Source organism: Paraburkholderia sp. DD10 (assembly GCF_049177125.1).
GTDB classification, from domain to species: domain Bacteria; phylum Pseudomonadota; class Gammaproteobacteria; order Burkholderiales; family Burkholderiaceae; genus Paraburkholderia; species Paraburkholderia terricola.
The window spans coordinates 3007050-3031290 of sequence record NZ_CP185393.1 but is presented as its reverse complement, the minus strand read 5'-3'; the positions used below and the strand labels follow the sequence as shown (position 1 = coordinate 3031290).

27 protein-coding genes and 1 riboswitch are annotated in these 24241 nt (G+C 65.4%); of the genes, 21 read left to right on the top strand and 6 right to left on the bottom strand.

The window, feature by feature from the left end; translation table 11 throughout:
- Positions 1-19: 19 nt before the first annotated feature.
- Both ACOCG7_RS29050 and ACOCG7_RS29045 read left to right on the top strand, forming a co-directional pair.
- Positions 20-1489 carry a glutamate synthase subunit beta gene (locus tag ACOCG7_RS29050; protein WP_114163220.1) on the top strand — a complete coding sequence of 490 codons (1470 nt, stop codon included), beginning with the start codon at positions 20-22 and terminating at the stop codon, positions 1487-1489.
- A gap of 366 nt (positions 1490-1855) precedes the next feature.
- Positions 1856-2803, top strand: a complete 948-nt coding sequence (locus ACOCG7_RS29045; RefSeq protein WP_114163219.1) for a tyrosine-protein phosphatase — start codon at positions 1856-1858, stop codon at positions 2801-2803.
- 220 nt (positions 2804-3023) lie between these two features.
- Here the strand turns inward: ACOCG7_RS29045 and ACOCG7_RS29040 are convergent, their stop codons facing one another.
- A complete protein-coding gene (locus ACOCG7_RS29040; RefSeq protein ID WP_114163218.1) occupies positions 3024-4298 on the bottom strand; it encodes an ATP-binding protein in 1275 nt (424 codons plus the stop codon).
- The gene (locus ACOCG7_RS29035; protein ID WP_073431827.1) at positions 4295-5035 is read right to left on the bottom strand and encodes a response regulator; all 741 of its coding nucleotides are present in this window, start codon (positions 5033-5035) and stop codon (positions 4295-4297) included. Before ACOCG7_RS29035 ends, ACOCG7_RS29040 begins: the two co-directional genes overlap by 4 nt.
- Positions 5036-5478: 443 nt before the next feature.
- On the opposite strand from ACOCG7_RS29035, the gene ACOCG7_RS29030 reads away from it, so the two are divergent.
- The 4 genes from ACOCG7_RS29030 to ACOCG7_RS29015 are packed head-to-tail and all read left to right on the top strand — an operon-like array spanning position 5479 to position 7307.
- On the top strand, positions 5479-5661 hold the full coding sequence (locus tag ACOCG7_RS29030; RefSeq protein ID WP_073431826.1) for a hypothetical protein: 183 nt from the start codon (positions 5479-5481) through the stop codon (positions 5659-5661).
- 45 nt (positions 5662-5706) lie between these two features.
- Complete coding sequence (locus ACOCG7_RS29025) at positions 5707-5874, top strand: DUF6726 family protein (protein WP_318268352.1); 168 nt, start codon at positions 5707-5709, stop codon at positions 5872-5874.
- 3 nt (positions 5875-5877) lie between these two features.
- Positions 5878-6591, top strand: a complete 714-nt coding sequence (locus ACOCG7_RS29020; protein ID WP_114163217.1) for a hypothetical protein — start codon at positions 5878-5880, stop codon at positions 6589-6591.
- 47 nt (positions 6592-6638) lie between these two features.
- The gene (locus ACOCG7_RS29015) at positions 6639-7307 is read left to right on the top strand and encodes a flagellar basal body L-ring protein FlgH (protein WP_073431823.1); all 669 of its coding nucleotides are present in this window, start codon (positions 6639-6641) and stop codon (positions 7305-7307) included.
- 85 nt (positions 7308-7392) lie between these two features.
- Here ACOCG7_RS29015 and ACOCG7_RS29010 read toward each other — a convergent pair whose 3' ends face one another.
- The 4 genes from ACOCG7_RS29010 to ACOCG7_RS28995 form a co-directional block, all read right to left on the bottom strand.
- Positions 7393-8133, bottom strand: a complete 741-nt coding sequence (locus tag ACOCG7_RS29010) for a response regulator (protein WP_073431822.1) — start codon at positions 8131-8133, stop codon at positions 7393-7395.
- Positions 8134-8236: 103 nt separating this feature from the next.
- Positions 8237-8878, bottom strand: coding sequence for a hypothetical protein (locus tag ACOCG7_RS29005; protein ID WP_186814132.1), 642 nt, complete (start codon positions 8876-8878; stop codon positions 8237-8239).
- An 89-nt stretch (positions 8879-8967) separates the two neighbouring features.
- A complete protein-coding gene (locus ACOCG7_RS29000) occupies positions 8968-9420 on the bottom strand; it encodes a hypothetical protein (RefSeq protein WP_114163216.1) in 453 nt (150 codons plus the stop codon).
- Between the two features lie 177 nt (positions 9421-9597).
- On the bottom strand, positions 9598-11349 hold the full coding sequence (locus ACOCG7_RS28995; protein WP_114163582.1) for an ABC transporter ATP-binding protein/permease: 1752 nt from the start codon (positions 11347-11349) through the stop codon (positions 9598-9600).
- Positions 11350-11753: 404 nt separating this feature from the next.
- Positions 11754-11876: riboswitch (TPP riboswitch) on the top strand.
- 229 nt (positions 11877-12105) lie between these two features.
- Here ACOCG7_RS28995 and ACOCG7_RS28990 point away from each other — a divergent pair.
- The 15 genes from ACOCG7_RS28990 (at position 12106) to hisG (ending at position 24209) form a co-directional block, all read left to right on the top strand.
- Positions 12106-13236, top strand: coding sequence for an FAD-dependent oxidoreductase (locus ACOCG7_RS28990; protein WP_114163215.1), 1131 nt, complete (start codon positions 12106-12108; stop codon positions 13234-13236).
- Positions 13237-13292: 56 nt separating this feature from the next.
- Positions 13293-13490, top strand: a complete 198-nt coding sequence (gene thiS / locus ACOCG7_RS28985; protein WP_020070630.1) for a sulfur carrier protein ThiS — start codon at positions 13293-13295, stop codon at positions 13488-13490.
- Positions 13491-13528: 38 nt separating this feature from the next.
- Entirely contained in the window at positions 13529-14344 is an 816-nt protein-coding gene (locus ACOCG7_RS28980) for a thiazole synthase (RefSeq protein ID WP_073431024.1), read from the top strand.
- Entirely contained in the window at positions 14341-15444 is a 1104-nt protein-coding gene (gene thiE / locus ACOCG7_RS28975) for a thiamine phosphate synthase (protein WP_421378246.1), read from the top strand. The genes ACOCG7_RS28980 and thiE overlap by 4 nt, the downstream gene beginning before the upstream one ends.
- Before the next feature lie 94 nt (positions 15445-15538).
- Complete coding sequence (locus tag ACOCG7_RS28970; protein ID WP_114163213.1) at positions 15539-16360, top strand: ABC transporter ATP-binding protein; 822 nt, start codon at positions 15539-15541, stop codon at positions 16358-16360.
- Between the two features lie 8 nt (positions 16361-16368).
- Positions 16369-17136, top strand: coding sequence for a lipid asymmetry maintenance ABC transporter permease subunit MlaE (mlaE, locus tag ACOCG7_RS28965; protein WP_073431025.1), 768 nt, complete (start codon positions 16369-16371; stop codon positions 17134-17136).
- Positions 17137-17227: 91 nt separating this feature from the next.
- Entirely contained in the window at positions 17228-17803 is a 576-nt protein-coding gene (mlaD, locus tag ACOCG7_RS28960; RefSeq protein ID WP_114163581.1) for an outer membrane lipid asymmetry maintenance protein MlaD, read from the top strand.
- An 11-nt stretch (positions 17804-17814) separates the two neighbouring features.
- Entirely contained in the window at positions 17815-18906 is a 1092-nt protein-coding gene (locus tag ACOCG7_RS28955) for an MlaA family lipoprotein (protein WP_073430952.1), read from the top strand.
- 114 nt (positions 18907-19020) lie between these two features.
- On the top strand, positions 19021-19653 hold the full coding sequence (locus tag ACOCG7_RS28950) for an MlaC/ttg2D family ABC transporter substrate-binding protein (protein ID WP_073430953.1): 633 nt from the start codon (positions 19021-19023) through the stop codon (positions 19651-19653).
- On the top strand, positions 19650-19955 hold the full coding sequence (locus ACOCG7_RS28945) for an STAS domain-containing protein (protein WP_073430954.1): 306 nt from the start codon (positions 19650-19652) through the stop codon (positions 19953-19955). The genes ACOCG7_RS28950 and ACOCG7_RS28945 overlap by 4 nt, the downstream gene beginning before the upstream one ends.
- 238 nt (positions 19956-20193) lie before the next feature.
- Positions 20194-21126 carry an ABC transporter ATP-binding protein gene (locus tag ACOCG7_RS28940; protein WP_073430955.1) on the top strand — a complete coding sequence of 311 codons (933 nt, stop codon included), beginning with the start codon at positions 20194-20196 and terminating at the stop codon, positions 21124-21126.
- Complete coding sequence (locus ACOCG7_RS28935; RefSeq protein ID WP_073430956.1) at positions 21123-21887, top strand: ABC transporter permease; 765 nt, start codon at positions 21123-21125, stop codon at positions 21885-21887. Before ACOCG7_RS28940 ends, ACOCG7_RS28935 begins: the two co-directional genes overlap by 4 nt.
- Before the next feature lie 13 nt (positions 21888-21900).
- Positions 21901-22140: a BolA family protein gene (locus ACOCG7_RS28930; protein WP_007180203.1), complete on the top strand. Its 240-nt coding sequence runs from the start codon at positions 21901-21903 to the stop codon at positions 22138-22140.
- A gap of 63 nt (positions 22141-22203) precedes the next feature.
- Positions 22204-23514, top strand: coding sequence for a UDP-N-acetylglucosamine 1-carboxyvinyltransferase (murA, locus tag ACOCG7_RS28925; RefSeq protein WP_374711004.1), 1311 nt, complete (start codon positions 22204-22206; stop codon positions 23512-23514).
- Positions 23511-24209, top strand: a complete 699-nt coding sequence (gene hisG, locus ACOCG7_RS28920; protein ID WP_073430958.1) for an ATP phosphoribosyltransferase — start codon at positions 23511-23513, stop codon at positions 24207-24209. The genes murA and hisG overlap by 4 nt, the downstream gene beginning before the upstream one ends.
- Positions 24210-24241: the final 32 nt, after the last annotated feature.

Sequence of the window (24241 nt, the reverse complement as noted above, 5' to 3'; positions counted from 1 at the left end):
AGATAGAGAAGAGAACCACATGGGCAAGGCAACCGGTTTTCTCGAGTTCGAGCGCCGCCACGAGGCGTACGAAGCTCCGCTCACGCGTGTGAAGCACTACAAGGAATTCGTCGCCGCATTGACCGACGACGAAGCGAAGATTCAAGGCGCACGTTGCATGGACTGCGGCATTCCGTTCTGCAACAACGGCTGCCCGGTGAACAACATCATTCCGGACTTCAACGACCTGGTGTTCCATCAGGACTGGAAGAACGCGATCGAGGTGCTGCACTCCACGAACAACTTCCCGGAGTTCACGGGCCGCATCTGCCCGGCGCCGTGCGAAGCGGCTTGCACGCTCGGCATCAACGACGATCCGGTCGGCATCAAGTCGATCGAACACGCGATCATCGACAAGGCCTGGGCCGAAGGCTGGGTTGCGCCGCAGCCGCCGAAGCACAAGACCGGCAAGAAAGTCGCGGTGGTCGGTTCCGGCCCCGCCGGTCTCGCCGTCGCGCAGCAACTGGCGCGCGCGGGGCACGATGTGACCGTGTTCGAAAAGAACGACCGCATCGGCGGTTTGCTGCGTTACGGTATTCCCGACTTCAAGCTGGAAAAGTGGCTGATCGACCGCCGCATGCGCCAGATGGAAGCCGAAGGCGTGACATTCCGCGCCAACGTGTTTATCGGTAAAGCGGATTCATTGCCGCCGCACATCGGCAACACGGCAAAGGAAACCATCACGCCGGCCGAGCTGAAAGAGCAGTTCGACGCCGTGGTGCTCACGGGCGGTTCGGAAACGCCGCGCGATCTGCCGGTGCCGGGCCGCGAACTGGAAGGCATTCACTACGCGATGGAATTCCTGCCGCAGCAGAACAAGGTCAACGCCGGCGACAAGGTCGCGAACCAGTTGCTCGCGAAGGGCAAGCACGTCGTGGTGATCGGCGGCGGCGATACGGGTTCGGACTGCGTGGGCACGTCGAATCGTCATGGCGCGAAGAGCGTCACGCAATTCGAACTGCTGCCGCAGCCGCCGGAAGAAGAGAACAAGGCGCTCGTGTGGCCGTACTGGCCGATCAAGCTGCGCACGTCCTCGTCGCATGACGAAGGCTGCTCGCGCGATTGGGCGGTGGCGACCAAGCGCCTCGAAGGCAAGAACGGTAAGGTCGAGAAGCTGATCGCCGCGCGCGTCGAATGGAAGGACGGCAAGATGCAGGAAGTGCCGGGCTCGGAATTCGAAATGAAGGCGGATCTCGTGCTGCTCGCGATGGGCTTCACGCAGCCGGTGTCGCCGGTGCTCGAGGCGTTCGGCGTCGACAAGGATGCACGCGGCAATGTGCGTTCGTCGACCGAAGGCGACAAGGCGTATTACACGTCGGTGGACAAGGTGTTCACGGCGGGCGACATGCGCCGCGGCCAGTCGCTGGTGGTGTGGGCGATTCGCGAAGGCCGCCAGTGCGCGCGTTCGGTCGACGCGTTCCTGATGGGACATTCGGAACTGCCGCGCTAAACGTCTCCGCTGGTTTCATGCCTCGATGCATCGAAACCGGTTATTGCTTGCAGGAAGAGGTGGAGGCGACGAAGCGGTAAACAAAGCCGGGCATCCGCAAGGGTGACCCGGCTTTTCTATTTCCATGTGTTGCGCCGCGTGAAAGAAAAGGCCGGGTAATCAGTGCCAAGGCAGCGGTTCAAGCCCGCGGTCCAAGGCGGGTCCGCGCCGCATCGCGGCAGGCGAACCCGTCGGGGCGGCGAAGCAAGTCGGTCAGGTTCCTTACGAACTACTACCCCGTAACCAAAAGAAGATTTGCCGCCGTTAAACTGCGTGCGCAGCGCCCATGCTGCGAATAACCCTTCACGTTCGCGCCAGCCACGTCCAATGCCCGCAACCGGAAAAAACTGCTCGCCACCTCGCCGCTTCGCGAGCATCGCACTGCGGACAAGTCAGATCGCGCCCGTTCGCACCTCCGCGTCGCGCCGGGTGTTCCTCAAGCGTTCAGCCGGCGTGCTGCTGGTCTCGGGCATCGGCAGCTCGCTGCTCTCCGCCTGTGGCGGCAGCCTCGACGCCGGTCAACCGGAAACGCCGCGGCTCGCGTCGGTCGACAACTTTCGCGACGTGGCGGGCGCCGCCGCCGGCTATCCCACCGTCGACGGCAAGCAGATGCGCCGTGGCGTGTTCTATCGCGCGAACGCGCTGACCTTCAGCGCCGCTGACGAAGCCGCGATCGATCACCTCGGCATCGCCGCCGTCTACGATCTGCGCACGCCGGGCGAAGTCGCGCGGATCGCCGATACGTTGCCGGCCGGCGCGACGTCCGAGGCGTTCAACGTGCTGGGCGCCCGCGACTTCGTCGCGCCGTCGTTCGATACGGCCGCCGCCGCAACAGCGTTCATGGAGGCCCAGGCGCGCGCCTACGTCACCGGCGCCGCGCAGCGCGCGAGCTACGGCGCGCTGCTCACGCGTCTTGCCGAGGGCGCCGAGATCCAGCTCTTTCATTCCAGCGCGGGTAAGGATCGCGCCGGCTGGGTCGCGGCGCTTCTGCAGAGCATCGCCAACGTTCCGCTCGATGTGATCATGCAGGACTATCTGCTCAGCAACGTCTATTCGGCGCTGTCGATCAGGGCCCATACCGACATGCTGCGCTCGCGTGTCGGCGCTGCGGCCGCCGCGAGCGAGGCGCCGTTGTTCGACGTTCAGGAAAGTTATCTGCAGGCGGGCTTCGATCAGGTGCAGGCGAGCTACGGCACGATGGCGAGCTATCTGACGCAAGGCCTCGGCGTGTCCCAGGCGACGATCGACCGGTTGCGCGCCCGTCTGGTGGTGTGATCCGGGTTTGAACCGGGCTGCCCGACGGCGGTCAGGCAGCCGCAGTCAGGCAATAACGGGGTAGTGCGCGGCGAAAAAAAATCCGCCCCAAATCACTGGGCGGACGGAGAAGGGCGGCATCGAGGTTGCCGGAGACGACTATAAGGCCGCGGCCAGCGCGCCGGTTCGTCCTGTAAGGGCGCGTAAGCGCGCGTTCGCTGCCACGCCAGCTCCTCTTCCATCACGCTGTTGCCGGCGCGACCGGCAATTCGATCCGCACTTCCAGCCCGCCAAGCGCATGATTGCGCACCTGACAGCGCCCGCCGCGATCGTGCGCGAGCCGCGCGACGATCGCGAGACCCAGCCCGCAATGGCCTTCGCCGCCCCGCGCGGCGTCGAGCCTGACGAACGGCTTCATGGCGGCGGCGATCCGGTCGTCGGGAATGCCGGAACCGTGATCGCGCACGCTGATGACCCAATGCCGCTCGTCACGCCCGGTGGCGATGTCCACCGGCGCCGAACCGTGTTCGAGCGCGTTGTCGACGAGGTTCGTCACCAGCCGGTCGAGCAGCGTGCGGGGAAGCCTGAATGACGGTCCCGCGCGCAGATCGAGCGTGAACAGCGGCGCTTCCTCGGTGCTCTCGCCGACGGAAAACTGTTCCCGCAGAAATTCGTCGACCTCGACCGGCGGCCCCGCGTCCGCGGACTGGCCCGCGAACTCCAGAAACTGCTGGACGATATTGGTCAACGAATCGACATCGCGTATCAGGCCGGCGCGCTCGCTTTCCGCGACCAGCACGCTCGCGCGCAGCTTGAGCCGCGTGAGCGGCGCTTTCAGATCGTGCGCGACGCCGGCCAGCATGACCGCCTGGTCGTCGCCGGCTTCGTTCAGGCGCCGCATCATGTCGTTGAACGAGCCGATCAGATCACGCAACTCGCGCGGTCCTTGCTCGGTCACGGGCTCCGGCCGCCCGCCCGAGCCGAACGCGCGGGCCGCGTCGGCGACGCGCGACAGCGGGCGCTGCATCTGCCAGGCCGCGAACAGTGACAGGATCAGCGCGGCGAGCAGCATCGAAATGGATTCGATCAGAAAGCGCGGAGGCGGCGGAACGTCGACCGGCAGGACCACCCAGTTCGGTTTGCCGGGAAACAGCACCCACAGTTGCGGCGGGCGCAGATCGTCGACGGCGATCCGCGTGCCGGGCGGCAGGTTCTCGCGCAGGTGCCGGCTCAATTCGACCAGCGGATGATCGGTCGGCGTACTCAGATGGACGCTCGCCGGCATATTCCAGGTGGGCACGAGGTGCACGCGCATCGCGGGCGCGAGCGCCGCGCTCTTCATCGGCTCGCCGTTGACCGCCTGCAGCGCCAGCAGAATGCCGCGCGCGAAGCCGTCGATTTCATGGCGCGGCGGCTGCATGACGATCAGCACGAACCAGCCGGCCTGGATCGCGAACAACACCGCCGTGGCGAGCAACGCCATTCTGCCGAACAGCGTGTTCAGCGGATTTCTCATGCGTTCGAGGCGGCCTCGCCGGCGAAGGGCGTGCTGTCGGCGTCGGGCACGAACACATAGCCTTTGCCGCGCACCGTCTGCACGTAGCAGGGATTGGAGGGGTCGTCTTCGATCACGCGGCGCAGGCGCCAGATCGGCACGTCGAGGCTGCGGTCGCGAAAGGCGAGATTGTCGCGATGCACGAGATCGTGGATCAGCACGCGCGACAACACCTTGTACGGATTGTTGACGAAGATCTTCAGCAACGCGAATTCGCTGTCGCGCAGCGGCAGCTTGGCGTTGTCGCGGGTGAGCGAACGGGTTGCGAAGTCGAGTTCGAACGGGCCGAAGCGATACGGTTTGCGGGCTTCCGGCGCACTGGTGGTGGACGGCCCGCGGCGGCGCAGCACCGTGTGGATGCGCGCGAGCAGCTCGCGCGGATCGAACGGCTTGGTCAGATAGTCGTCCGCGCCGAGCGAGAGCCCGACGATGCGGTCGGCCACCGTGCCGCGCGCCGTCACGAAGATCACCGGAATGTCGTCGCCGGCGGCGCGCAGCGCGGTGAGCGCGCGCAGGCCGTCGGTGTCCGGCATCATGATGTCGAGCACGACGACTGAAGGCCGCTCACGCTCGAGCCGGCGTTGCAGATGCGTGCCGTCGTGCAGCACTGACGCGTCAAAGCCGTTCGACTGCAAAAACTTGCATAGCAGATCGCGTACGACCGGATCGTCGTCGACGATAAGGACCTGTGGATTCATGGCGAAATTTTAGACTGGCGCGCTTCACGCACGCCTGACAGTTTTCTTACCAATGCTTACGCAGCGCCGCCCCGCGTTTCCCGCCGTGCGCGTAGGGCCCGCCGCCAAAGGCTCGGGCCACATCCTGACGCTGCCACATTTGGCGATACGTTGGGCATGGGTTGGCAACAGCGAAAGCGGCGCGGACACCATGATGCGGCGCTGACCGGCATCGCTCGACTCTCCCGGGAAAGTATTGGCGCGCGGCTGCAACGGTTTGCAAGCTGCGGCAATGGCTCGTAAGAACCGCTGAAAAGCGCGCTTTCCTTCGCGCATCGGCAGCGCGCGTGCGGCGCGATGATCCGTCATGCAGTACGTTGCGCCGCATGTCGACGATAGCCTAACGCCTTGGGCACACGGCAGGCGGTGCGAAACCGACAATCCAGCGCCATGCGAGGCTCACCATGACCGTCCCAAGCAACGTCAATTCCACTCGTTTTTCGCCGCTCGCGCCCACCCAGGCCGCGCCAAAGCCCGCCGCTTCCGGCAAGTCGAGCGGCACCGCGCAGACCCGGGAATCCGCCACCACCGGACAACCGTCGGCGCCCGGCGGACTCGTCGGGCACCACGTCAACACCACGGCCTGAGACATCGAGGCCCGCGTGTCGACTCCGAGAATCATTGAGCGCGTGATCCGCGTCGCAGCGTGGTTGACGCTCGGCGCCGCGCTGCTGCCGCTTGGCGGCTGCGGTGTCGCCGCGCTGCCGTGCCGGCTGACTTCGTCCGCGCTGAAAATCATCCCGGTCGTCGGTCATGCCGCGGCCACGCCGTTCGACATGTGTTCATCCGCGATCGACTGAATCATGAGACCCAAACGGATTGCCTGTGCGTTAGCGCTGCTCGGCGGACTGTTTTCATCGACCGCTCAGGCGCAGCCGGTCGCGCGCGAAGCCGGGGCGGCCAGCGCCCTGTCCAGAGACGCTGCCGCGGATGTGCGCCGGCGTTCGCAGGACGCGCCGTTCGCGTTTCGCGGCATTGCGCTCGGCATCACGCTCGACGAGTTCCGTTCGAGTTCCACCGTGCGCGCGACGCCGGTCGGCAGCGTGCCGGTCTGCGAGACGGACGTGCAGGCGGGCGCGCTCGGCATGCGGCTGAAGTCGCGCGAAAGCCTGACGGTCGCATGCCGCTGGGCGCATCGCGCGGACGACGGCTGGGCGGTGTCGCAAGCGGTGGTCGCCGGCGTGCCGGCGCAGGAGCACGTGCTGCGTTTCGCGCGTGTCGAGGGACAAAGCGCGCTGCGTCTGTACGAGATTTCTTTCGTGATCGACGAGATCACCGCCGAGGACTTGCGCGAGGCGCTCACGGACCGATACGGCGCGGCGCACCTCGTCACGCACAGCTTGTCGGCGTCGAGCACGATGCCGGTCTACGTCTGGGAAAACGCGGTGAGTTCGATCACGTTGTGCTTTCTGCCGGGCACCCGCAACGGCACGCTCACCTATCTGCTGAAGGGTTCCGACGCGTGGGTGAAGTCGGTCGTGCGGCAGTGGCAGGCGAGCGGCGCCGAGGCGGGGTGAGGATGGCCGCCGATTTTGAGCCCGGCCGATGCGGGCAAGGAGCATGCATGAGTGCGCTACGTCTGACTGTCGCGCTGGGCGCGGCGGCTTGCCTCGCGGCTTGCGGGAGCAGCCAGAAGTCGATTGTCGATACGCCGATGGCGCCGCCGCTCGCGTCCGCGCCGCTGAACGTCAACACGCAAGGCGCGATCTATCAGGCCGGCACGCCGCTGCTGCTTTACGAAACGCCGCGCGCCCAGCATATCGGCGACGTGCTGACGATTCGCCTGTCCGAGTCGTACAGCGGCAACAACAGCTCGACCGCGGCGGCGAGCCGTTCGAGCAGCATTACCGCCGACGCAGCCGACCATTCGACCGGCGCGGCCGCGCGGCTCGCGCGACTGTTCAACGTCGGCTCGGCCAGCACCGAGTTCAAGGGCCAGGGCAGTCTCACCGACGTGAGCGGCATGACCGGCACGCTCGCCGTCACCGTGATCGGCACGATGTCGACGGGCAATCTGGTGGTGTCCGGCGAGAAGATGATTTCGATGAGCGGCAACCGCGACCGCTTGCGGCTATCCGGGATCGTCAATCCCAAGGATATCGAGGCGGGCAACTACGTGGCGTCGAGCAAGGTGGCGAACGCGCGCATCGAGCAGGCCGGCGTGGGGATGATCTCCGACGCGACCACGATGGGCTGGCTGCAGAGGATGTTCCTGAGTGTGCTGACGTTCTGAACGTCCTGATGCGAGCGATGTGCGATCCGCGGCGCATCGCGCACCCAGCGTTCCGCGTCCCGCGTCCCGCGTCCCACGTCGCGCATCAGGCCGGCGGCGCCGCCCCGCGCTCCGCCGCGCCGATCTCGCCGTCCGGCACGAACACATAGCCGCGTCCCCACACGGTTTGCACATAGCGCGGCTCCGACGGATCGACTTCGATCAGCCGCCGCAAGCGCCAGATCGACACATCGAGGCTGCGATTACGATGCGCCTCGCTGTTGCCGTGCAGCTTCTCCAGCAACTGCGCGCGCGTGAGCACGGTCATCGCGTGCGTGACGAACACCTTGAGCATGGCGAATTCGCTGGAGCGCAGCGTGATGCGCTCGCCGTCGCGGCGTAATTCGCGCGCCGGAAAATTCACCTCGAAACGGCCGAAGCGATAGGGTGCGCGCTGCTCGGGCGCGCTCGGCGCGATCGTGCCGCGGCGTCGCAGCACGGTGCGAATGCGCGCGACCAGTTCGCTCGGTTCGAAGGGCTTGCCGAGATAGTCGTCGGCGCCGAGTTCGAGGCCGATCACGCGGTCGATCGGATCGGCGCGCGCGGTCAGCAGAATCACGGGGATGTCGTCGCCCGCGACGCGCAACGCGCGCAGCGCGCTGATGCCGTCGAGCTCCGGCATCATGATGTCGAGCACCACCAGCGCGGGACGCTCGTCCTGCAATTTGCGCTGCAGCGCCATGCCGTGTTCGAGCGTGGCCACCTTGAAGCCGCGCCCCTGCAGGTACTCGCTGACGAGCTCACGTACGACCGGGTCGTCGTCGACGACCAGAATGGATTGGTTCATCCGGGTCATCTTAGTGATCCGGCCGTGCGCGGCAAAGCGCGTGACGCTTTCGAATTCTTTCTCGCGTAAGAGAAAGCAAGCGGAAAGCGCCGGCGTGCGCGCCCTAGTTCGCGAGCGACGTTTGCATGGTGTTCACCGGCTGACGCGCGAGGTCCTTTTGATCGACCACCATTCGTTCGATCAGCCCGTTGAGCTTGGTCGACGCGGACGAGAAGCGGTCGGTGTTGAGCCCGCCCGTCTGATAGCGCGCGGTGATGAGAATGCGGCCGTGCTGGATCAACGTCAGATCGATGATCGACAGGTACTGGATCGATTCGTCGCTGAACGAGCGGCGGCCGTAGTCGATCGCGGCGTTATAGACGAGGCGCGCCTCGCAGCCGGCGGGCGAGGTGCCCGGATTGTAGACGTCCGAGCGAATGCCGCGGCGCTCCAGCGCGAGTTGCAGCGACGGCACGAAGTCGCCGACCGACACGTTCTGGTTCACTTCGATGCAGACGTTGCGCACGTCGGCGGGCCGGCCGTTGACGAAGGTCGGCGACGAGTAGTTTGCCGCGACTGCGTAGCCTGCCTGAATCATGGAGCCGGTGGCGTCGGCGGCCGTGATCAGCGTCCACGCGCAGCCATTCAAGCCGGCGCTCAGCGCGGCGCAGGCGGCAAGCCACGCGCAAGGCCGGCGCAGCATGACGCACGCGGCCCGGGGGGCTCGCGTGAACGCATAAGCGCGTGGGCCTGGCGTAAGCGTCATGATGCGTGGCCTGATAGCGGTCAATGAGTGGTCGACGAGCGCGGTTTCGAAAAGGTGATCGCGGCGGATCGCGTCGAGCGGGCGCACGCTCAGCGCGTGACGCGCAGACGCAGTTCGTTTTGCCCTTGCACGCTCGCCGTGACGCTGACGCGCCGCGTGTCGGTGGTCACGATGAAATGCTGGCGCGTCGGCGTATTGACGTCGTGCACGACGTTCGGAAAGCACGCGGCGATATCGGCGCCGATTTCTTGCAGCGGGTCGTTGACCACGCCGTCGGCTTGCCAGTGCGCGCGCCAGTGGCAATCGTAGGCGTGCTGGTTGGCGCGGCAATCGTCCGCGCTCGACATGCCCGGCAATTGCGCGGCGGATTGCGCCGGCAACTGCTTGAAGTCGGTTGCGTTGACGATGTGTTCGAGCGCGGGGCAGACGTCCGCCGGCTCGGTGGGCTGGGCGGCTTGCGCGGCGCTCGTGAGCAGCAGCGCTGCGCCGAGGGCAAGCGCGAAGCGCCGGGTCAGGGGATGGGAGCGGCGATCGAATGACATGTGCGAAGAGTCCGTTAGCAGTGAGTGGCGGGGCGGGCGGGACGGGGTTCGGCCCGCACGGCTATCGTCGCTGCTGGGAGGCATTTTCAAAGCGGGGAACAGCTTGCCCGCTTCGCAAATGCTTTCTAACTCTTCTCGCGTGTTTCCTGGTGTTTCGGGGTGTTGCGCTTGCCTCGCTTATGCCGCCACCGCTTCGTCCGAACGCTCGACCTCGAGCGTTTCGTCATGGAACGCCGCGAGCGATTCGCGATGCGCGACGCTCACGATCGCCGCCTTCGGCAGACGCTCCGTGAACAAATGGTAGAGACGCGCTTCGTTGTCCGCGTCGAGCGCGCTCGTCGCTTCGTCGAGGAACAGGTAATCCGGCTTGTGCAGCAGCACCCGCGCGGCGGCGAGGCGCTGCTGTTCGCCCGGCGAGAGAATGCGCGTCCAGTGTCCCGATTCCTGCAAACGGTCGGCGTACTCCGACAGGCGGCAGGTGACGAGCGCCTCGCGGCATTCGTCGTCCGTATAGGTGTCGGCTGCGGACGGATAGGTGAGCGCGGCTTTCAGCGTGCCGATCGGCATGTAGCTGACTTGCGGAATGAACATCATGCGCGCGTTGACCGGCGCGTCGATGGAGCCGTCGCCGAACGGCCACAGGCCCGCGAGCGCGCGCATCAGCGTGCTCTTGCCCGAGCCGGACGGACCGCGCACCAGCCAGCGCGAGCCCGGCTCGATCGCGATATCGCGAATGCGCGACAGCGGGTTGCCGTTCGGCAGCGCGAGCGTGAGACCCTCGGTGCTGAGTTTGTCGGCGTCGACGAAATGCAGGTTGATGCCGCCGTGCGCGGTAGCGGGCGAGACCGATTCCTTCAACCTGGGAGCATGCACGACCCGCTTGAATTCGCGCAACCGGTTGACGGTGGCGCGCCATTCGACCAAGGTGCTGTAACTGTTGATGAACCACGAGAACGAATCGCTGACGGTGCCGAACGCGCTCGAAATCTGCATCAGCACGCCGAACGTGAAGGCGCCAGCGAAGTAGCGCGGCGCCGCGACCACCAGCGGAAAGATGATCGCGATCTGACCATAGAAGCTGAGCACGAAGGTGAGCCGCTTGGTGTACTTCATCACCTGCCACCAGTTGTCGCGGATACGGCCGAACAGCGAGCGGGCGTTGGTCTTCTCGGTCTCCATGCCGTTGTAGAAGGCGATCTGCTCGGCGTTTTCGCGCAGGCGGATCAGTCCGAAGCGGAAATCCGCCTCGACTTTCTGCGCTTGATAGTTGATCGACACGAGCGGATGGCCGACCTTCTGGATGATCAGCGAACCGGCCACCGCGTAGAGCGCCGCGGCCCACACCATGTAGCCGGGAATATGAATCGGCATGCCGCCGAGCGAGATGGTCAACGCGCCGGCGAGCGACCACAGGATCGTGATGAACGACACCAGCGTGACGACGGTGGAAAGCAGATCGAGCGTCAACGAGAGCGTGGTGGTGGCGAACGATTGCAGATCGTCGCTGATCCGCTGGTCGGGGTTGTCGGCGAGCCGGTCGCGTTCGATCCGGTAGAAGGCGCTGTCGTGCAGCCATTCGTTGAGGTAGCGCGTGGTCAGCCACTGACGCCAGCGGAACCCGAGCATCTGGCGCAGATAGCGCCCGTACACCGCGAGGATGATGAAGCCGAACGCGAGGCCCGAGAACACCATCAGCAGATGCGGGAAGTCGTGCACGTTCTTGGTTTGCAGCGCGTTGTAGAAGTCGGCGCTCCAGCGGTTCAGGCGCACGTTGATCCACACCACCAGCAGATTCATCGCGATGATCGCGACGAGCAGCGACCATGCGATTTTTCGTTCCTCGGAGACCCAGTAAGGTTTGATGAGGCTCCAGGCGGAGACTTTTTCGTCCGGCGGGAGCACTGGGCTGATAGAAGTATTGGCTGTCATGAGCATCCTGTGTAGTACTGGCTCAAAGCGGGGCCGGTCCTATGAAACTGGCCCGTCCGGGGCTGGCCGTCGGTCGGTCGCCCGCCTCTTCGCTCTACGGCGGGTTTAATGGCGAAGCTCCGGGCGTAAGCGCGATGATGAGCGCCCGTCCGGCTGAGCGATTCTGTTGCGAAGTCCTTAAGCGGAAGTTAAGTCGCGTTGGACTCCTTCGCCTCGATGCCGCCGGCGCGTGGACGGCCATGCGTGCCGCCCGCGCCCCGGTCTCGCGGCGTCCGGTCCAGGCATTGTGCCAGAGCGCGGGCTTCGTCCGTCTCGACGAAACAAAAGATCGGTGCCGGATCAAACCGCGCGTGATGAAGGGCCGCTCGTTTGCGGGCGCCGCGGCTTTTATGGTCTAATGGTCTTCGACGAAACAGGGGTGCTTTGCCCACAGGCTGCATGATTTCATGCCGCGGTGGCAAGGCTGAGAGAGACCCTTTGCACCCGATCCGGGTAATACCGGCGCGGGAAGTTTCCGGAAGCAGCCAGTCTTCCATTCCCCGCCGGGCGGCGTGCGTCATTCGAACGCATTTTTTGCCCGGCCGGCCTTACCCGCCGGTTTCGTCCTGGGTACGTGCGTTTCTTGCCGTACGGAAAGGACTCGATGACCGCCTATTCTTCAGATATGTGCTTTGCTCTTCGCCACGCGTTCGCCGGTCATGTCGGCGCGTCGCAGTGCTTCGGCCTCGCTTGCCGTCGTGACTGGGAGCGCGCGCGATGAACCGTCCCGCACAACCCGACTTCGCGGTGCTCGGCGGTGGACTTTGCGGGCGCCTCGTCGCATGGCGTCTCGCCGGTCAGGGGCATCGCGTAGCGCTTTACGAGCGCGGCGACGCCGCCGGTTCGCAAGCCGCCGCGTGGGTCGCAGCGGCCATGCTGGCGCCCCTCGCGGAAGCCGCCAGCGCCGAGTTGCTGATCACGCGGCTGGGCGCGAGTTCGCTCGATAGCTGGCCGCAAGTGCTCGCCGAATTGCCTGAGCCGGTGTTCTTCCAGCGTAACGGCACGCTCGTCGTCTGGCATCACGCCGACCGCACCGAGGCGCCGCTGTTCGAGCGCCGCGTGCGCTCGAATGCGCCTGCGGAACTGCTCGACGGCGGCTTCGTGACGCTCTCGGGCGACCAGGTCGGCGCGGCCGAACCGGCCTTGGCGGGCCGCTTCAATCAGGGCTGGCTGCTGCCGCGCGAAGGCCAACTGGATAACCGCCAGGTGCTGGCCGCGCTCGCCGCGGGCCTCGCCCAGCGCGGCGTGGAAACACACTGGAACACGCCGGTCGATGACCGCGCGCTGCCTGCCGCGCGCATCACCATCGACTGCCGGGGTTTAGGCGCGAAGCCGGTGCTGCCCACGCTGCGCGGCATTCGCGGTGAAGTGGCGCGCGTGCATGCGCCGGGAATCAGGCTGACGCGGCCAGTGCGCCTGCTGCATCCGCGCTACCCGCTCTATATCGCGCCGAAGCAGGACGATCTCTACGTGATCGGCGCCACCGAGGTGGAAGGCGAGGACATGTCGCCCGTCAGCGTGCGCTCGGCGCTCGAACTGCTGAGCGCGGCGTTTTCCGTGCATCCCGGCTTCGGCGAGGCGCGCATTCTCGAACTGAATTCGCAGTGCCGTCCGACCCTGCCGGACCACCGTCCGGCCTTGCTGTGGGATGGCGCGCGGACGCTGCGCGTGAACGGCCTGTACCGGCACGGCTACATGATCGTGCCCGAAGTCGCCGACGAAGCCGTGCGCTTCGCGGCCGCGCTGCTCGAAGGCCGCATCGGCGGTGCCGACGCCTTCGCCGACTGGCGGCAGGCGGCGCGCTGGAGCGAGCTGTTTCAACTGGATTGCGCGCGGGAGCCGGCATGAGCGAGGCACGCGCCATGCAGTTTCGTCAGTCATCGATTGAACCGTATTCGAACACCATGGACATTCATATCAACCAGAAGCCGTTGTCGCTGCCCGAAGGCGCGACTGTCGCCGATGCGCTCGCCGCGTATGGCGCGCGTCCGCCGTTCGCGGTCGCGCTGAACGGCGATTTCGTCGCGCGTGCCCAGCATGCGGCGCGCGCGCTGCAGCCGGGCGACAAGCTCGATGTCGTGCAGCCCGTGGCCGGCGGTTGAGCCCGCGCCACGCATTGCCGGAGACCAGCATGATGCAAATGACTTCCCCAAAACCCGCGGACGCGCTCACGCTCTACGGCCAAACCTTCGCGAGCCGCGTGCTGCTCGGCACGTCGCGCTATCCGTCGCTGCAATCGTTATCCGATTCGATCGACGCGGCGCGGCCCGGCATGGTGACCGTCGCGTTGCGCCGGCAGATGAACGAAGGCGGCGCGGAAGCCGGCTTCTTCGATCTGCTCAAGCGTCACGGCGTGCCGCTGCTGCCGAATACGGCCGGCTGCCTGACCGTCGGCGAGGCGGTGACCACCGCGCACATGGCGCGCGAAATCTTCGAAACCGAGTGGATCAAGCTGGAACTGATCGGCGACGACTACACGCTCCAGCCCGACCCGGTCGGTCTGATCGAAGCGGCCGCGCAACTGGTCAAGGACGGCTTCAAGGTGCTGCCGTATTGCACCGAGGACCTGGTGATCGGCCGCCGTCTGCTCGATGCCGGCTGTGAGGCGCTGATGCCGTGGGGTGCGCCGATCGGCACCGGTAAGGGCGTGATCAATCCATACGGGCTGCGGGTGCTGCGCGAGCGGCTGCCGGACGTGCCGCTGATCGTCGACGCCGGTCTCGGCGTGCCGTCGCACGCGGCGCAGGTGATGGAGTGGGGCTTCGACGGCGTGCTGCTGAACACCGCCGTGTCGCAGGCCACGCACCCCGACGCGATGGCGCGGGCCTTCGCGCTGGGCGTCGAGGCGGGCCGCCAGGCGTTTCTGGCGGGGCCGATGGCCGAGCGCGAAAGCGCGCACGCGAGCACGCCGGTGGTCGGCATGCCGTTCTGGCATCAAGACGGGAGCGCCGCATGACGCAGACTCTGGCTTTGAAAGATCGCGACCTGTTCTGGCCGCCCGCCGACGAACTCACCGAAGCCGCGGAGCGCATTCGTGCGCGCCTCGGCGACTGGCCGCCGACGCACGCGCCGTGGCGCATCTGTTTGACCGCGCCGGACGAGCCGAACGGCGGCGACCTGATCATCGTCGCGGACGCGCAGCGGCATGGCGAGCAGGTGGCGCGCTGGCTGGTGCAGGGCGCCGGGGTGATCGAGGCGGCGCAGGAGACCGCGACGCTGCACCTGGGCGGCGAAAAATACCGCCTGGAAGGCCATCTGGCGGAAGACTGGATTCCCGCGCTGGCCGCGTTTCTGGACTGTGGTTTCGATCCCCACGACGCGCTGGTGCTGGCGCTTGCCTGGCGCGATGGCGACGAAACCCGCGCCGACGACGCATTTCCGTCCGATCTCGCGCATTTCCCGCGTCTCGCCGGCCTGCCGGACGCGCCCGCGCAAGCATTCGCGCGCTGCCCGGAGCGACTGGGTTTGTACCCGGTTCTGCCGACCGCGGAGTGGGTGGAACGGGTGGTGGGCCTAGGCGTGAAGACGGTTCAGTTGCGCCGCAAGTCGGCTCATCCCGCCGACGAACTCAAGCGCGAAATCGCCCGTTGCGTGGCGGTCGGCCGGCAACACGACGCGCAGGTGTTCATCAACGATCATTGGCAGGCCGCGCTGGAAGCGGGCGCGTACGGTGTTCATCTGGGCCAGGAAGACCTGCATAGCGCGGATCTTTCCGCGCTCGCCGCAGCCGGCATTCGCCTCGGCCTTTCGACGCACGGCTTCTACGAGATTCTCAAGGCGCTGCATTTCCGGCCAAGCTATGTCGCGCTGGGCGCGGTTTTTCCGACCACCACCAAGGTCATGCCCACCGCGCCGCAGGGCCTCAGACGCCTCGCCCGGTATGTGCGCCTGCTCGACGGCGTGGTGCCGCTCGTGGCGATCGGTGGAATCGACCTGCAGGTGCTGCCGGACGTGCTGGCGACCGGCGTGGGTTGCGCGGCCGTGGTGCGGGCGGTGACGGAAGCGGCGGACCCCGCCGCCGCCGTTTCTGCACTGCAACAATTGTTTGCGCAATAATCGTCAAGTTGGGTAAAGGGACGGGGCTCCTCACGGCAACTTTTGCATGATGGCCCTATAATTCGGCCTTCCGTGTAAAAGGACTGTCAGTTTCGTGTCTTCCTCTCCCGAGACCTTACTCGAGCTGCGCGACGTCGACTTCGGTTATGGCGACCGGCCCGTCCTGTCGAACCTGAATCTGCGCTTCAGGCGCGGGCAGGTGGTGGCGGTCATGGGCGGCTCGGGTTGCGGCAAAACCACGGTGCTGCGTCTGATCGGCGGTCTGGTACGCGCGCAGCGCGGTCAGATCCTGTTTCACGGCCAGGACGTCGGCCAGCAGACGCGCGACGGCCTCTACGCGCTGCGCCGCAAGATGGGCATGCTGTTCCAGTTCGGCGCGCTTTTCACCGACATGTCGGTGTTCGAAAACGTGGCGTTCGCGCTGCGCGAGCACACCGATCTCCCCGAAGAACTGCTCCGCGACCTCGTGTTGATGAAACTCAACGCGGTGGGCTTGCGCGGCGCGCGGCAGTTGCTGCCGTCGGAGATTTCGGGCGGCATGGCGCGGCGCGTGGCGCTGGCGCGCGCCATCGCGCTCGACCCCGAGTTGATGATGTACGACGAGCCCTTCGCCGGCCTCGATCCAATCTCGCTCGGCATCACCGCGAATCTGATCCGCGCGCTGAATCAGGCGCTTGGCGCCACCTCCATTCTGGTCACGCACGACGTGCCCGAATCGTTCGCCATCGCCGATTACGTGTATTTCCTCGCCAACGGCGGCGTTCATGCCGAGGGCACGCCGGCCGAACTGCGCGCGTCCACCGATCCCACGGTGCGGCAGTTCATCGACGGAGCGCCGGACGGCCCGTTCAAATTCCACTATCCCAGCAAGACGCCGCTCGCGGCGGACTTCGGCATTGGCGGAGGCCAGTCATGATCGGCTCGCTGATCAGTTCGGTCGGCCGCTCGGTGCTCGACGTGCTCGGCACGGCCGGCTACGCCACGCGCTTCTTCTTCCGGCTGGTGCTCGAATTTTTCCCGCTGCTGCGCCGGCCGCGGCTTGTCACGAAGCAGATCCACTTCCTGGGTAATTATTCGCTGGTGATCATCGCCGTGTCGGGGCTGTTCGTCGGCTTCGTGCTCGGCCTGCAAGGCTATTACACGCTGAACCGCTACGGCTCCGAGCAGGCGCTCGGGCTGCTGGTGGCGCTGTCGCTCGTGCGCGAACTGGGGCCGGTGGTCACCGCGCTGCTGTTCGCGGGCCGCGCCGGCACATCGCTCACCGCCGAGATCGGTTTGATGAAGGCGGGCGAGCAACTCACCGCGATGGAAATGATGGCCGTCGACCCGGTCAAGGTCGTGGTCGCGCCGCGCCTGTGGGCCGGCATCATTGCGATGCCCATCCTGGCGGCGATTTTCAGCGCGGTCGGCGTGTTGGGCGGTTACGTGGTCGGCGTGCTGCTGATCGGCGTGGACGCCGGCGCGTTCTGGTCGCAGATGCAAGGCGGCGTCGACGTTTGGCGCGACGTGGGCGCCGGGGTCGTCAAGAGCGTGGTGTTCGGGCTTGCGGTGACGTTCGTGGCGCTGTTTCAAGGCTATGAAGCCAAGCCGACACCGGAAGGCGTGTCGCGCGCCACGACTAAAACGGTCGTGTACGCGTCGCTTGCCGTGCTCGGCCTCGATTTTCTGCTGACTGCACTGATGTTCAGCTAAGACTGCGTTGCGCTTTTTCCGCCGGCGGCGCGTCACGGGTCGCGCCCGGCGGGGAGTGTCGGCGGCGCGGCGGATTCACTTTGGGATGACGATGAAAAAGACTGCTCTCGACTTCTGGGTCGGCCTGTTCGTGGTGCTGGGTTTCGTGGCGTTGCTGTTTCTCGCGCTGAAGGCCGGCAACATGAGCTCGTTGTCGTTTCAGGCAACGTACCCGGTCAAGCTCAAGTTCGACAATATCGGCGGACTCAAGGCGCGCGCGCCTGTGAAGAGCGCGGGCGTGACGGTCGGTCGGGTCGGCTCGATCGGCTTCGACAGCAACGCGTATCAGGCCGTCGTCACGATCGACCTCGACAAGCAATACCAGTTTCCGAAAGATTCGTCGGCGAAGATCCTGACCTCGGGTCTGCTCGGCGAGCAATACATCGGGCTCGAACCCGGCGGCGACACAGAAATGCTCAAGGCGGGCGATACGATCTCGATGACGCAATCGGCGATCGTGCTGGAAAACTTGATCGGGCAGTTCCTGTACAGCAAAGCGGCTGACTCGGGCGCGTCGAAGTCCGGCTCGGGTTCGGCGGGTTCGACCGCACCTGCCGCGGCGGCCGTGGCGGCGCCGGCGGTGCCTGCCACACCGGCGGTTCCGGCTTCCGGCGCAGCCGGTCAATAAGGAGAATAAAAATGCAGACCCTACGCATCAGTGGTGCGGGCGCCTTGCAGGTGGCGAAGCTGACCGTCGTGATGGCCGCGCTCGCCGGCTGCACGACCGTGCAGACGCCGACCAAGGGCGATCCGCTCGAAGGCTTGAACCGCACCATCTTCACCGTCAACGACAAGATCGACCAATACGCGCTGAAGCCGGTCGCGAAGGGCTATGTCTTCGTGACGCCGCAGCCGGTGCGCGACAGCGTGACGAACTTCTTCTCGAACATCGGCGACGTCTACATCGCGGCGAACAACCTGCTGCAATTGAAGATCACCGACGGCGTGCAGGACATCATGCGGATCGTGATCAACACGGTGTTCGGCGTGGGCGGTCTGTTCGACGTCGCGACGCTCGCGAAGCTGCCCAAGCACGACAACGACCTCGGCCTGACGCTCGGCCACTACGGTGTGCCGACGGGGCCGTACCTGGTGCTGCCGCTGTTCGGTCCGAGCACGTTGCGCGACGCGGTCGGCTCGCTCGGCAACTATTATGTGAACCCGCTCAGCTACATCGATCCGCCGGGCTTGAGCTGGGCGCTGTATGGGCTGAACGTGGTCAACACGCGCGCCAACCTTCTGAATGCGAGCGATGTCTTGGAGGGCGCCGCGCTCGACAAGTATTCGTTCGTGCGCAATGCGTACCTGCAGCGCCGTCAGTATTTGCTGTCGGACGGCAAGCAGGCGCAGGCGCTGCCGAACTACGGCGACGAAGCGCCGTTGCCCAAATACGAAGACGTCGACGCCGGTGCGGCCAGTGCGGCTGGCGCGCCGGCGGGCGCCGTGACCGGCACGGCCGGCACCGCCGCAGGCACGCAGGCTGCTCCGGCGAAGGCGGCGGGAGCCTCGGGTACGGCTGCGGCAACGCCGCCGCAAGCGGCTTCGGCGGCGGGCGCGACAGCGGGTACAACGTCGGGCGCAACCGGCACTGCGGCAAAACCTGAAGCCGCTTCGGGCAGCGCCGAAACGCCGCCCATCGATATGAACGGCGGTCCCGAAACGACGCAGATTCCGGCCGGCCAACTGGTCCCGCCCACGCGTTTCAACTTTCCGTCGTTTAAATTGCGTTGATGATGTGCCCGTAACAGATCGATACGACTCTCGCAGTTTGCGCATGGATTGCCGCTGAACTCGCGTGTTAATGTCGGCTCAAACGGTTGCACTATTTTTAAGGCAAGGCTACATATGAAAAAATTCTTCCTGATTCCGTTGTTCGCTGCGTTGTTCTCGTTCGCCAGTGCCGGTGCATCGGCGCAAACGGTCGACGCCAATTCGCCGGACGGGCTGATCAAGACCGTCACTCAACAGGTGATCGATTCGATCCGCGCGGATAAGTCGATCCAGCAAGGCGACATCAACCACATCACGCGTCTCGTCAACGAAAAGATCCTGCCGTACACCGATTTCCGCCGCACCACGCAACTTGCGATGGGCCGCAACTGGCGCACCGCCACGCCAGAGCAGCAGAACCAGGTGGTCGAGCAGTTCAAGATGCTGCTGATCCGCACCTACTCGGGCGCGCTGGCTCAGGTCCGCGACCAGCAGATTCAGTACAAGCCGTTCCGCATGAATCCGGACGACACCGATACGGTGGTGCGCTCCGTCGTGATGAACAACGGCTCGCCGATCGAACTCGACTACCGTCTGTACAAGACGCCGCAAGGCTGGCGCGTCTATGACATCAACGTGCTCGGCGCATGGTTGATCCAGGCGTATCAGCAGCAGTTCAACGAGCAGATTCAGCAGAAAGGCGTGGACGGACTGATCCAGTTCCTCACGCAGCGCAACCAGCAACTCGCCGCGGGCAAGCAGTCGTGAGCGAAGTGCTGAGCCCCGTCGTGAACCGCTTCGAGAGCGGCGCGACACTGACCCACGCGAGCGCGAAGAGTGCGCTCGTGGCGGGTTTGCAGCGCATCGCGGCGGGCGCGAGCGGCGTGGATTGCACACCGCTTGCGCAATTCGATTCGTCCGCGCTGGCCGTCCTCCTCGCGTGGCAGCGGGCCGCCCAGGCACGCGGCGCCCGATTCGAGATCGTCAATCTGCCGGCTGGTCTCGCCAGCCTCGCGCAAGCCTACGGCGTCGATACCCTGGTCCCGTGCAGAGCGGTCGACCAGAGCTAACGCTTTAGCGCCGACTCTTGTCCCGATACCGCCGGCGCCGCATTGGCGCCGGCATCGACGCTCCATCAGCGTCACGCGGATCGCCCCGACCCAAGCCGGGCCAGCCAATTTTTGCCCTATAATCAAACGTTTTTTGGGGCACTTAACCGGCCCCAATTTCGTTTCTCCCAGCATTTGTGTGCCCACCCTGGGCTCCGCAAGGTCCCTTTAGGCGCCGCGACGCGCGCGGCCCCCAGTCATGTCAGCCATAGAAATTCGTAACGTCAAGAAGCGCTACAAGGATTTGCAGGCGCTCAAGGGCGTCAGCCTCACGGTGGAAGAAGGCGAGTTCTTCGGACTGCTCGGTCCGAACGGCGCGGGCAAGACGACGCTCATCAGCATCCTCGCCGGTCTCGCGCGCGCCGATGAAGGCAGCATCGCCGTGCGCGGCCACGACGTTATCGACGATTTCCGGCTGGCGCGCCGCGCGCTCGGCGTCGTGCCGCAGGAGCTCGTGTTCGATCCGTTCTTCACGGTCCGCGAGACCTTGCGCATCCAGTCCGGCTACTACGGGCTGCGCAACAACGACGCATGGATCGACGAGATCATGGCCAATCTCGACCTCACCGAGAAAGCCGACGCCAACATGCGCGCGCTGTCGGGCGGCATGAAGCGCCGCGTGCTGGTCGCGCAGGCGCTGGTGCACCGGCCGCCGGTCATCGTGCTCGACGAGCCGACCGCGGGCGTGGACGTCGAATTGCGTCAAACCCTATGGAAATTCATCTCGCGCCTGAATCGCGAAGGTCACACCATCGTGCTGACCACGCACTATCTTGAAGAAGCCGAATCGCTGTGCGATCGCATTGCGATGCTGCGACGCGGCGAAGTGGTCGCGCTCGATCGCACCAGCGCGCTGCTGCAGCGTTTTGCCGGCATGCAATTGTTCCTGCGTTTCGGCCAGGGCGTGTTGCCCGCCGACCTGCGTGTGCTCGAAGTGGAGGGCGGCGCGGGCAACGGCAATGGCCGTCAGCATCTGCTGCGTCTCGCGAGCTATGACGACGTCGAGCGGATTCTCGCGCAATGCCGCGCGGCGGGCTGCACGTTCGACGAAATCGAAGTCCGCAAGGCCGATCTCGAAGACGTCTTCGTTCAGGTGATGAACGGTCCGGAAATGATCGAGGGGCTTGCATGACCGGCTATAGTGGATTCAGCACGCTGTTTTACAAGGAAATCCTGCGTTTCTGGAAGGTGTCGTTCCAGACCGTGCTGGCGCCGATCATTACCGCGCTGTTGTATCTGACGATTTTCGGCCACGCGTTGCGCGATCATGTGCAGGTGTATCCGGGCGTCGAGTACACGAGCTTCCTGGTTCCGGGTCTCGTGATGATGAGCGTGTTGCAGAATGCGTTCGCGAATAGCTCGTCGTCGCTGATTCAGTCGAAAATCACCGGCAACCTGGTGTTCATGCTGCTGCCGCCGCTCTCGCACTACGAGATGTTCGGCGCCTATGTGCTGGCTGCCGTGGCGCGCGGGTTGGCGGTCGGCTTCGGCGTGTTCATCGTGACGATCTGGTTCGTGCCGGTCAGTTTCAGCGCGCCGCTGTATATCATTCTGTTCGCGATTTTCGGCGCGGCGATTCTCGGCACGCTCGGTCTGATCGCCGGCATCTGGGCGGAGAAGTTCGATCAGCTTGCCGCGTTCCAGAACTTTCTGATCATGCCGCTCACGTTTCTCTCGGGCGTGTTCTACTCGACGCATACGCTGCCGCCGGTGTGGCGCGAAGTGTCGCGGCTCAATCCCTTTTTCTACATGATCGACGGCTTTCGCTACGGTTTCTTCGGGATGTCGGATATCAATCCGCTCGCGAGCCTCGCGATCGTCGCCGGTTTCTTCGTGGTGCTGGCCGTGGTGGCGATGCGCATGCTCGCGTCCGGCTACAAACTGCGCCACTGACAGGAGCTTTCCCATGTTGCCGACTCCCGAACAGGTCAAGCAATACATCGCCGCTGGGCTCGCTTGCCAGCATCTCGAAGTCGAAGGCGACGGTCAGCATTTCTTTGCGACCATCGTTTCGCCGAGCTTTGAAGGCAAGCGGCCGATCCAGCGGCATCAACTCGTGTACGCGGCGCTCGGCGACCGCATGCGCGAGGAAATCCACGCGCTCAGCATGAAGACGCTGACGCCCGCCGAATGGCAGAACGCGTAATCTGGAAATTTAGTGCGAATTACTCAAGAAGGGCGCGACCTCGGTAGCGGCGCGTCGAACACAATCAAGGCAGGCCCGGCCGAAGTCCGGGCGGATCAGGAACTGACAGGCATGGACAAACTCATCATTGAAGGTGGCTTCCCGCTCGCGGGTGAAGTTGTCGTCTCGGGTGCGAAGAACGCGGCGTTGCCGATCCTGTGCGCGGGTCTGCTGAGTTCGGAGCCCGTGCATCTGGACAACGTGCCGGATCTGCAGGACGTGCGCACGATGCTCAAGCTGCTCGGCCAGATGGGCGTGCGGATCGAGAGCGGCGCGGGGCGCGTGTCGCTGGACGCGTCGAAAGTCGACAATCTCGTCGCTCCGTATGAAATGGTGAAGACCATGCGTGCGTCGATCCTCGTGCTCGGCCCGCTGGTCGCGCGCTTCGGTCACGCCAGGGTGTCGCTGCCGGGCGGCTGCGCGATCGGCGCGCGTCCGGTGGATCAACACATCAAGGGCCTGCAGGCGATGGGCGCCGAGATCACGATCGAGCACGGCTTCATCGAGGCGCGCGCGAAGCGTCTGAAGGGCGCGCGCATCATCACCGACATGATCACCGTCACCGGCACCGAAAACCTGCTGATGGCGGCGGTGCTGGCCGAAGGCGAAACGGTCATCGAGAACGCGGCGCGTGAGCCGGAAGTCGGCGACCTCGCGCATCTGCTGGTCGCGATGGGCGCGCGGATCGAAGGCATCGGCACCGATCGCCTCGTGATCCAGGGCGTGGACAAACTGCATGGCGCGAAGCACACGGTGATTCCGGATCGTATCGAAGCCGGCACGTTCCTGTGCGCGGTGGCGGCCGCCGGCGGCGACGTCACCTTGCGCCGCGTGCGCCCGCAGATTCTCGAAGCCGTCACGGACAAGCTGCGCGAGGCGGGCGTCGCGATCGAGGAAGGGGAAGACTGGATGCGCGTGCGGATGGACAAGCGTCCGAGCGCGGTGAGTTTCCGCACCTCCGAATATCCGGCATTCCCGACCGACATGCAGGCGCAGTTCATGGCGCTGAACACGATCGCCGAAGGCACCGCGCAGGTGGTGGAGACGATCTTCGAAAACCGCTTCATGCACGTGCAGGAACTGAACCGCCTCGGCGCGCACATCACGATCGACGGCAAAACCGCGCTCGTGACCGGCGTGGAGAAGCTCTCCGGCGCGAAGGTCATGGCAACCGATCTGCGCGCGTCCGCGAGTCTCGTGATCGCCGCGCTGCGCGCCGAGGGCGAAACGCTGATCGACCGCATCTATCACCTGGATCGCGGCTATGACCGCATGGAGACCAAGCTCACCGCGATCGGCGCGAAGGTGCGCCGGGTTTCGGGGAGCCAGGCATGAGTTCGGTGCCGCAGACGTCGTCGTCGCCGGCGGTGAGCGCGCCGCTCACGCTGGCGCTGTCGAAAGGGCGTATTTTCGAGGAGACGCTGCCGCTGCTCGCCGCCGCCGGCATCGAAGTCGCCGAGGATCCCGAGACCTCGCGCAAGCTGATCCTGCCGACCACCGATGCGAACCTGCGCGTGATTATCGTGCGCGCCACCGACGTGCCGACCTACGTCGAATACGGCGCGGCCGACTTCGGCGTGGCGGGCAAGGACGTGCTGCTGGAACACGGCGGCGGCGGGCTGTATCAGCCGGTCGACCTGGATATCGCACGCTGCCGCATGTCGGTCGCGGTGGCCGCGGGTTTCGATTATGCGAATGCGGTGCGCCAGGGCGCCCGCTTGCGCGTCGCGACCAAGTACGTTGAAACCGCACGTGAGCATTTTGCCGCCAAGGGCGTGCATGTCGATCTGATCAAGCTGTACGGTTCAATGGAACTCGCGCCGCTGGTCGGCCTCGCCGATGTGATCGTCGACCTGGTGAGTTCGGGCAATACCTTGCGGGCCAACCATCTCGTCGAGGTGGAGGAGATCATGCAGATTTCGTCGCGTCTCGTCGTGAACCAGGCTGCGCTGAAGCTCAAGCGCGCCGCGTTGCGGCCGATCCTCGACGCGTTCGAACGCGCGTCGAAAGCCGGCGCGGCGACACCCTGAATCGTTGGTCCTGCTTGACCCCGCTTTAACGC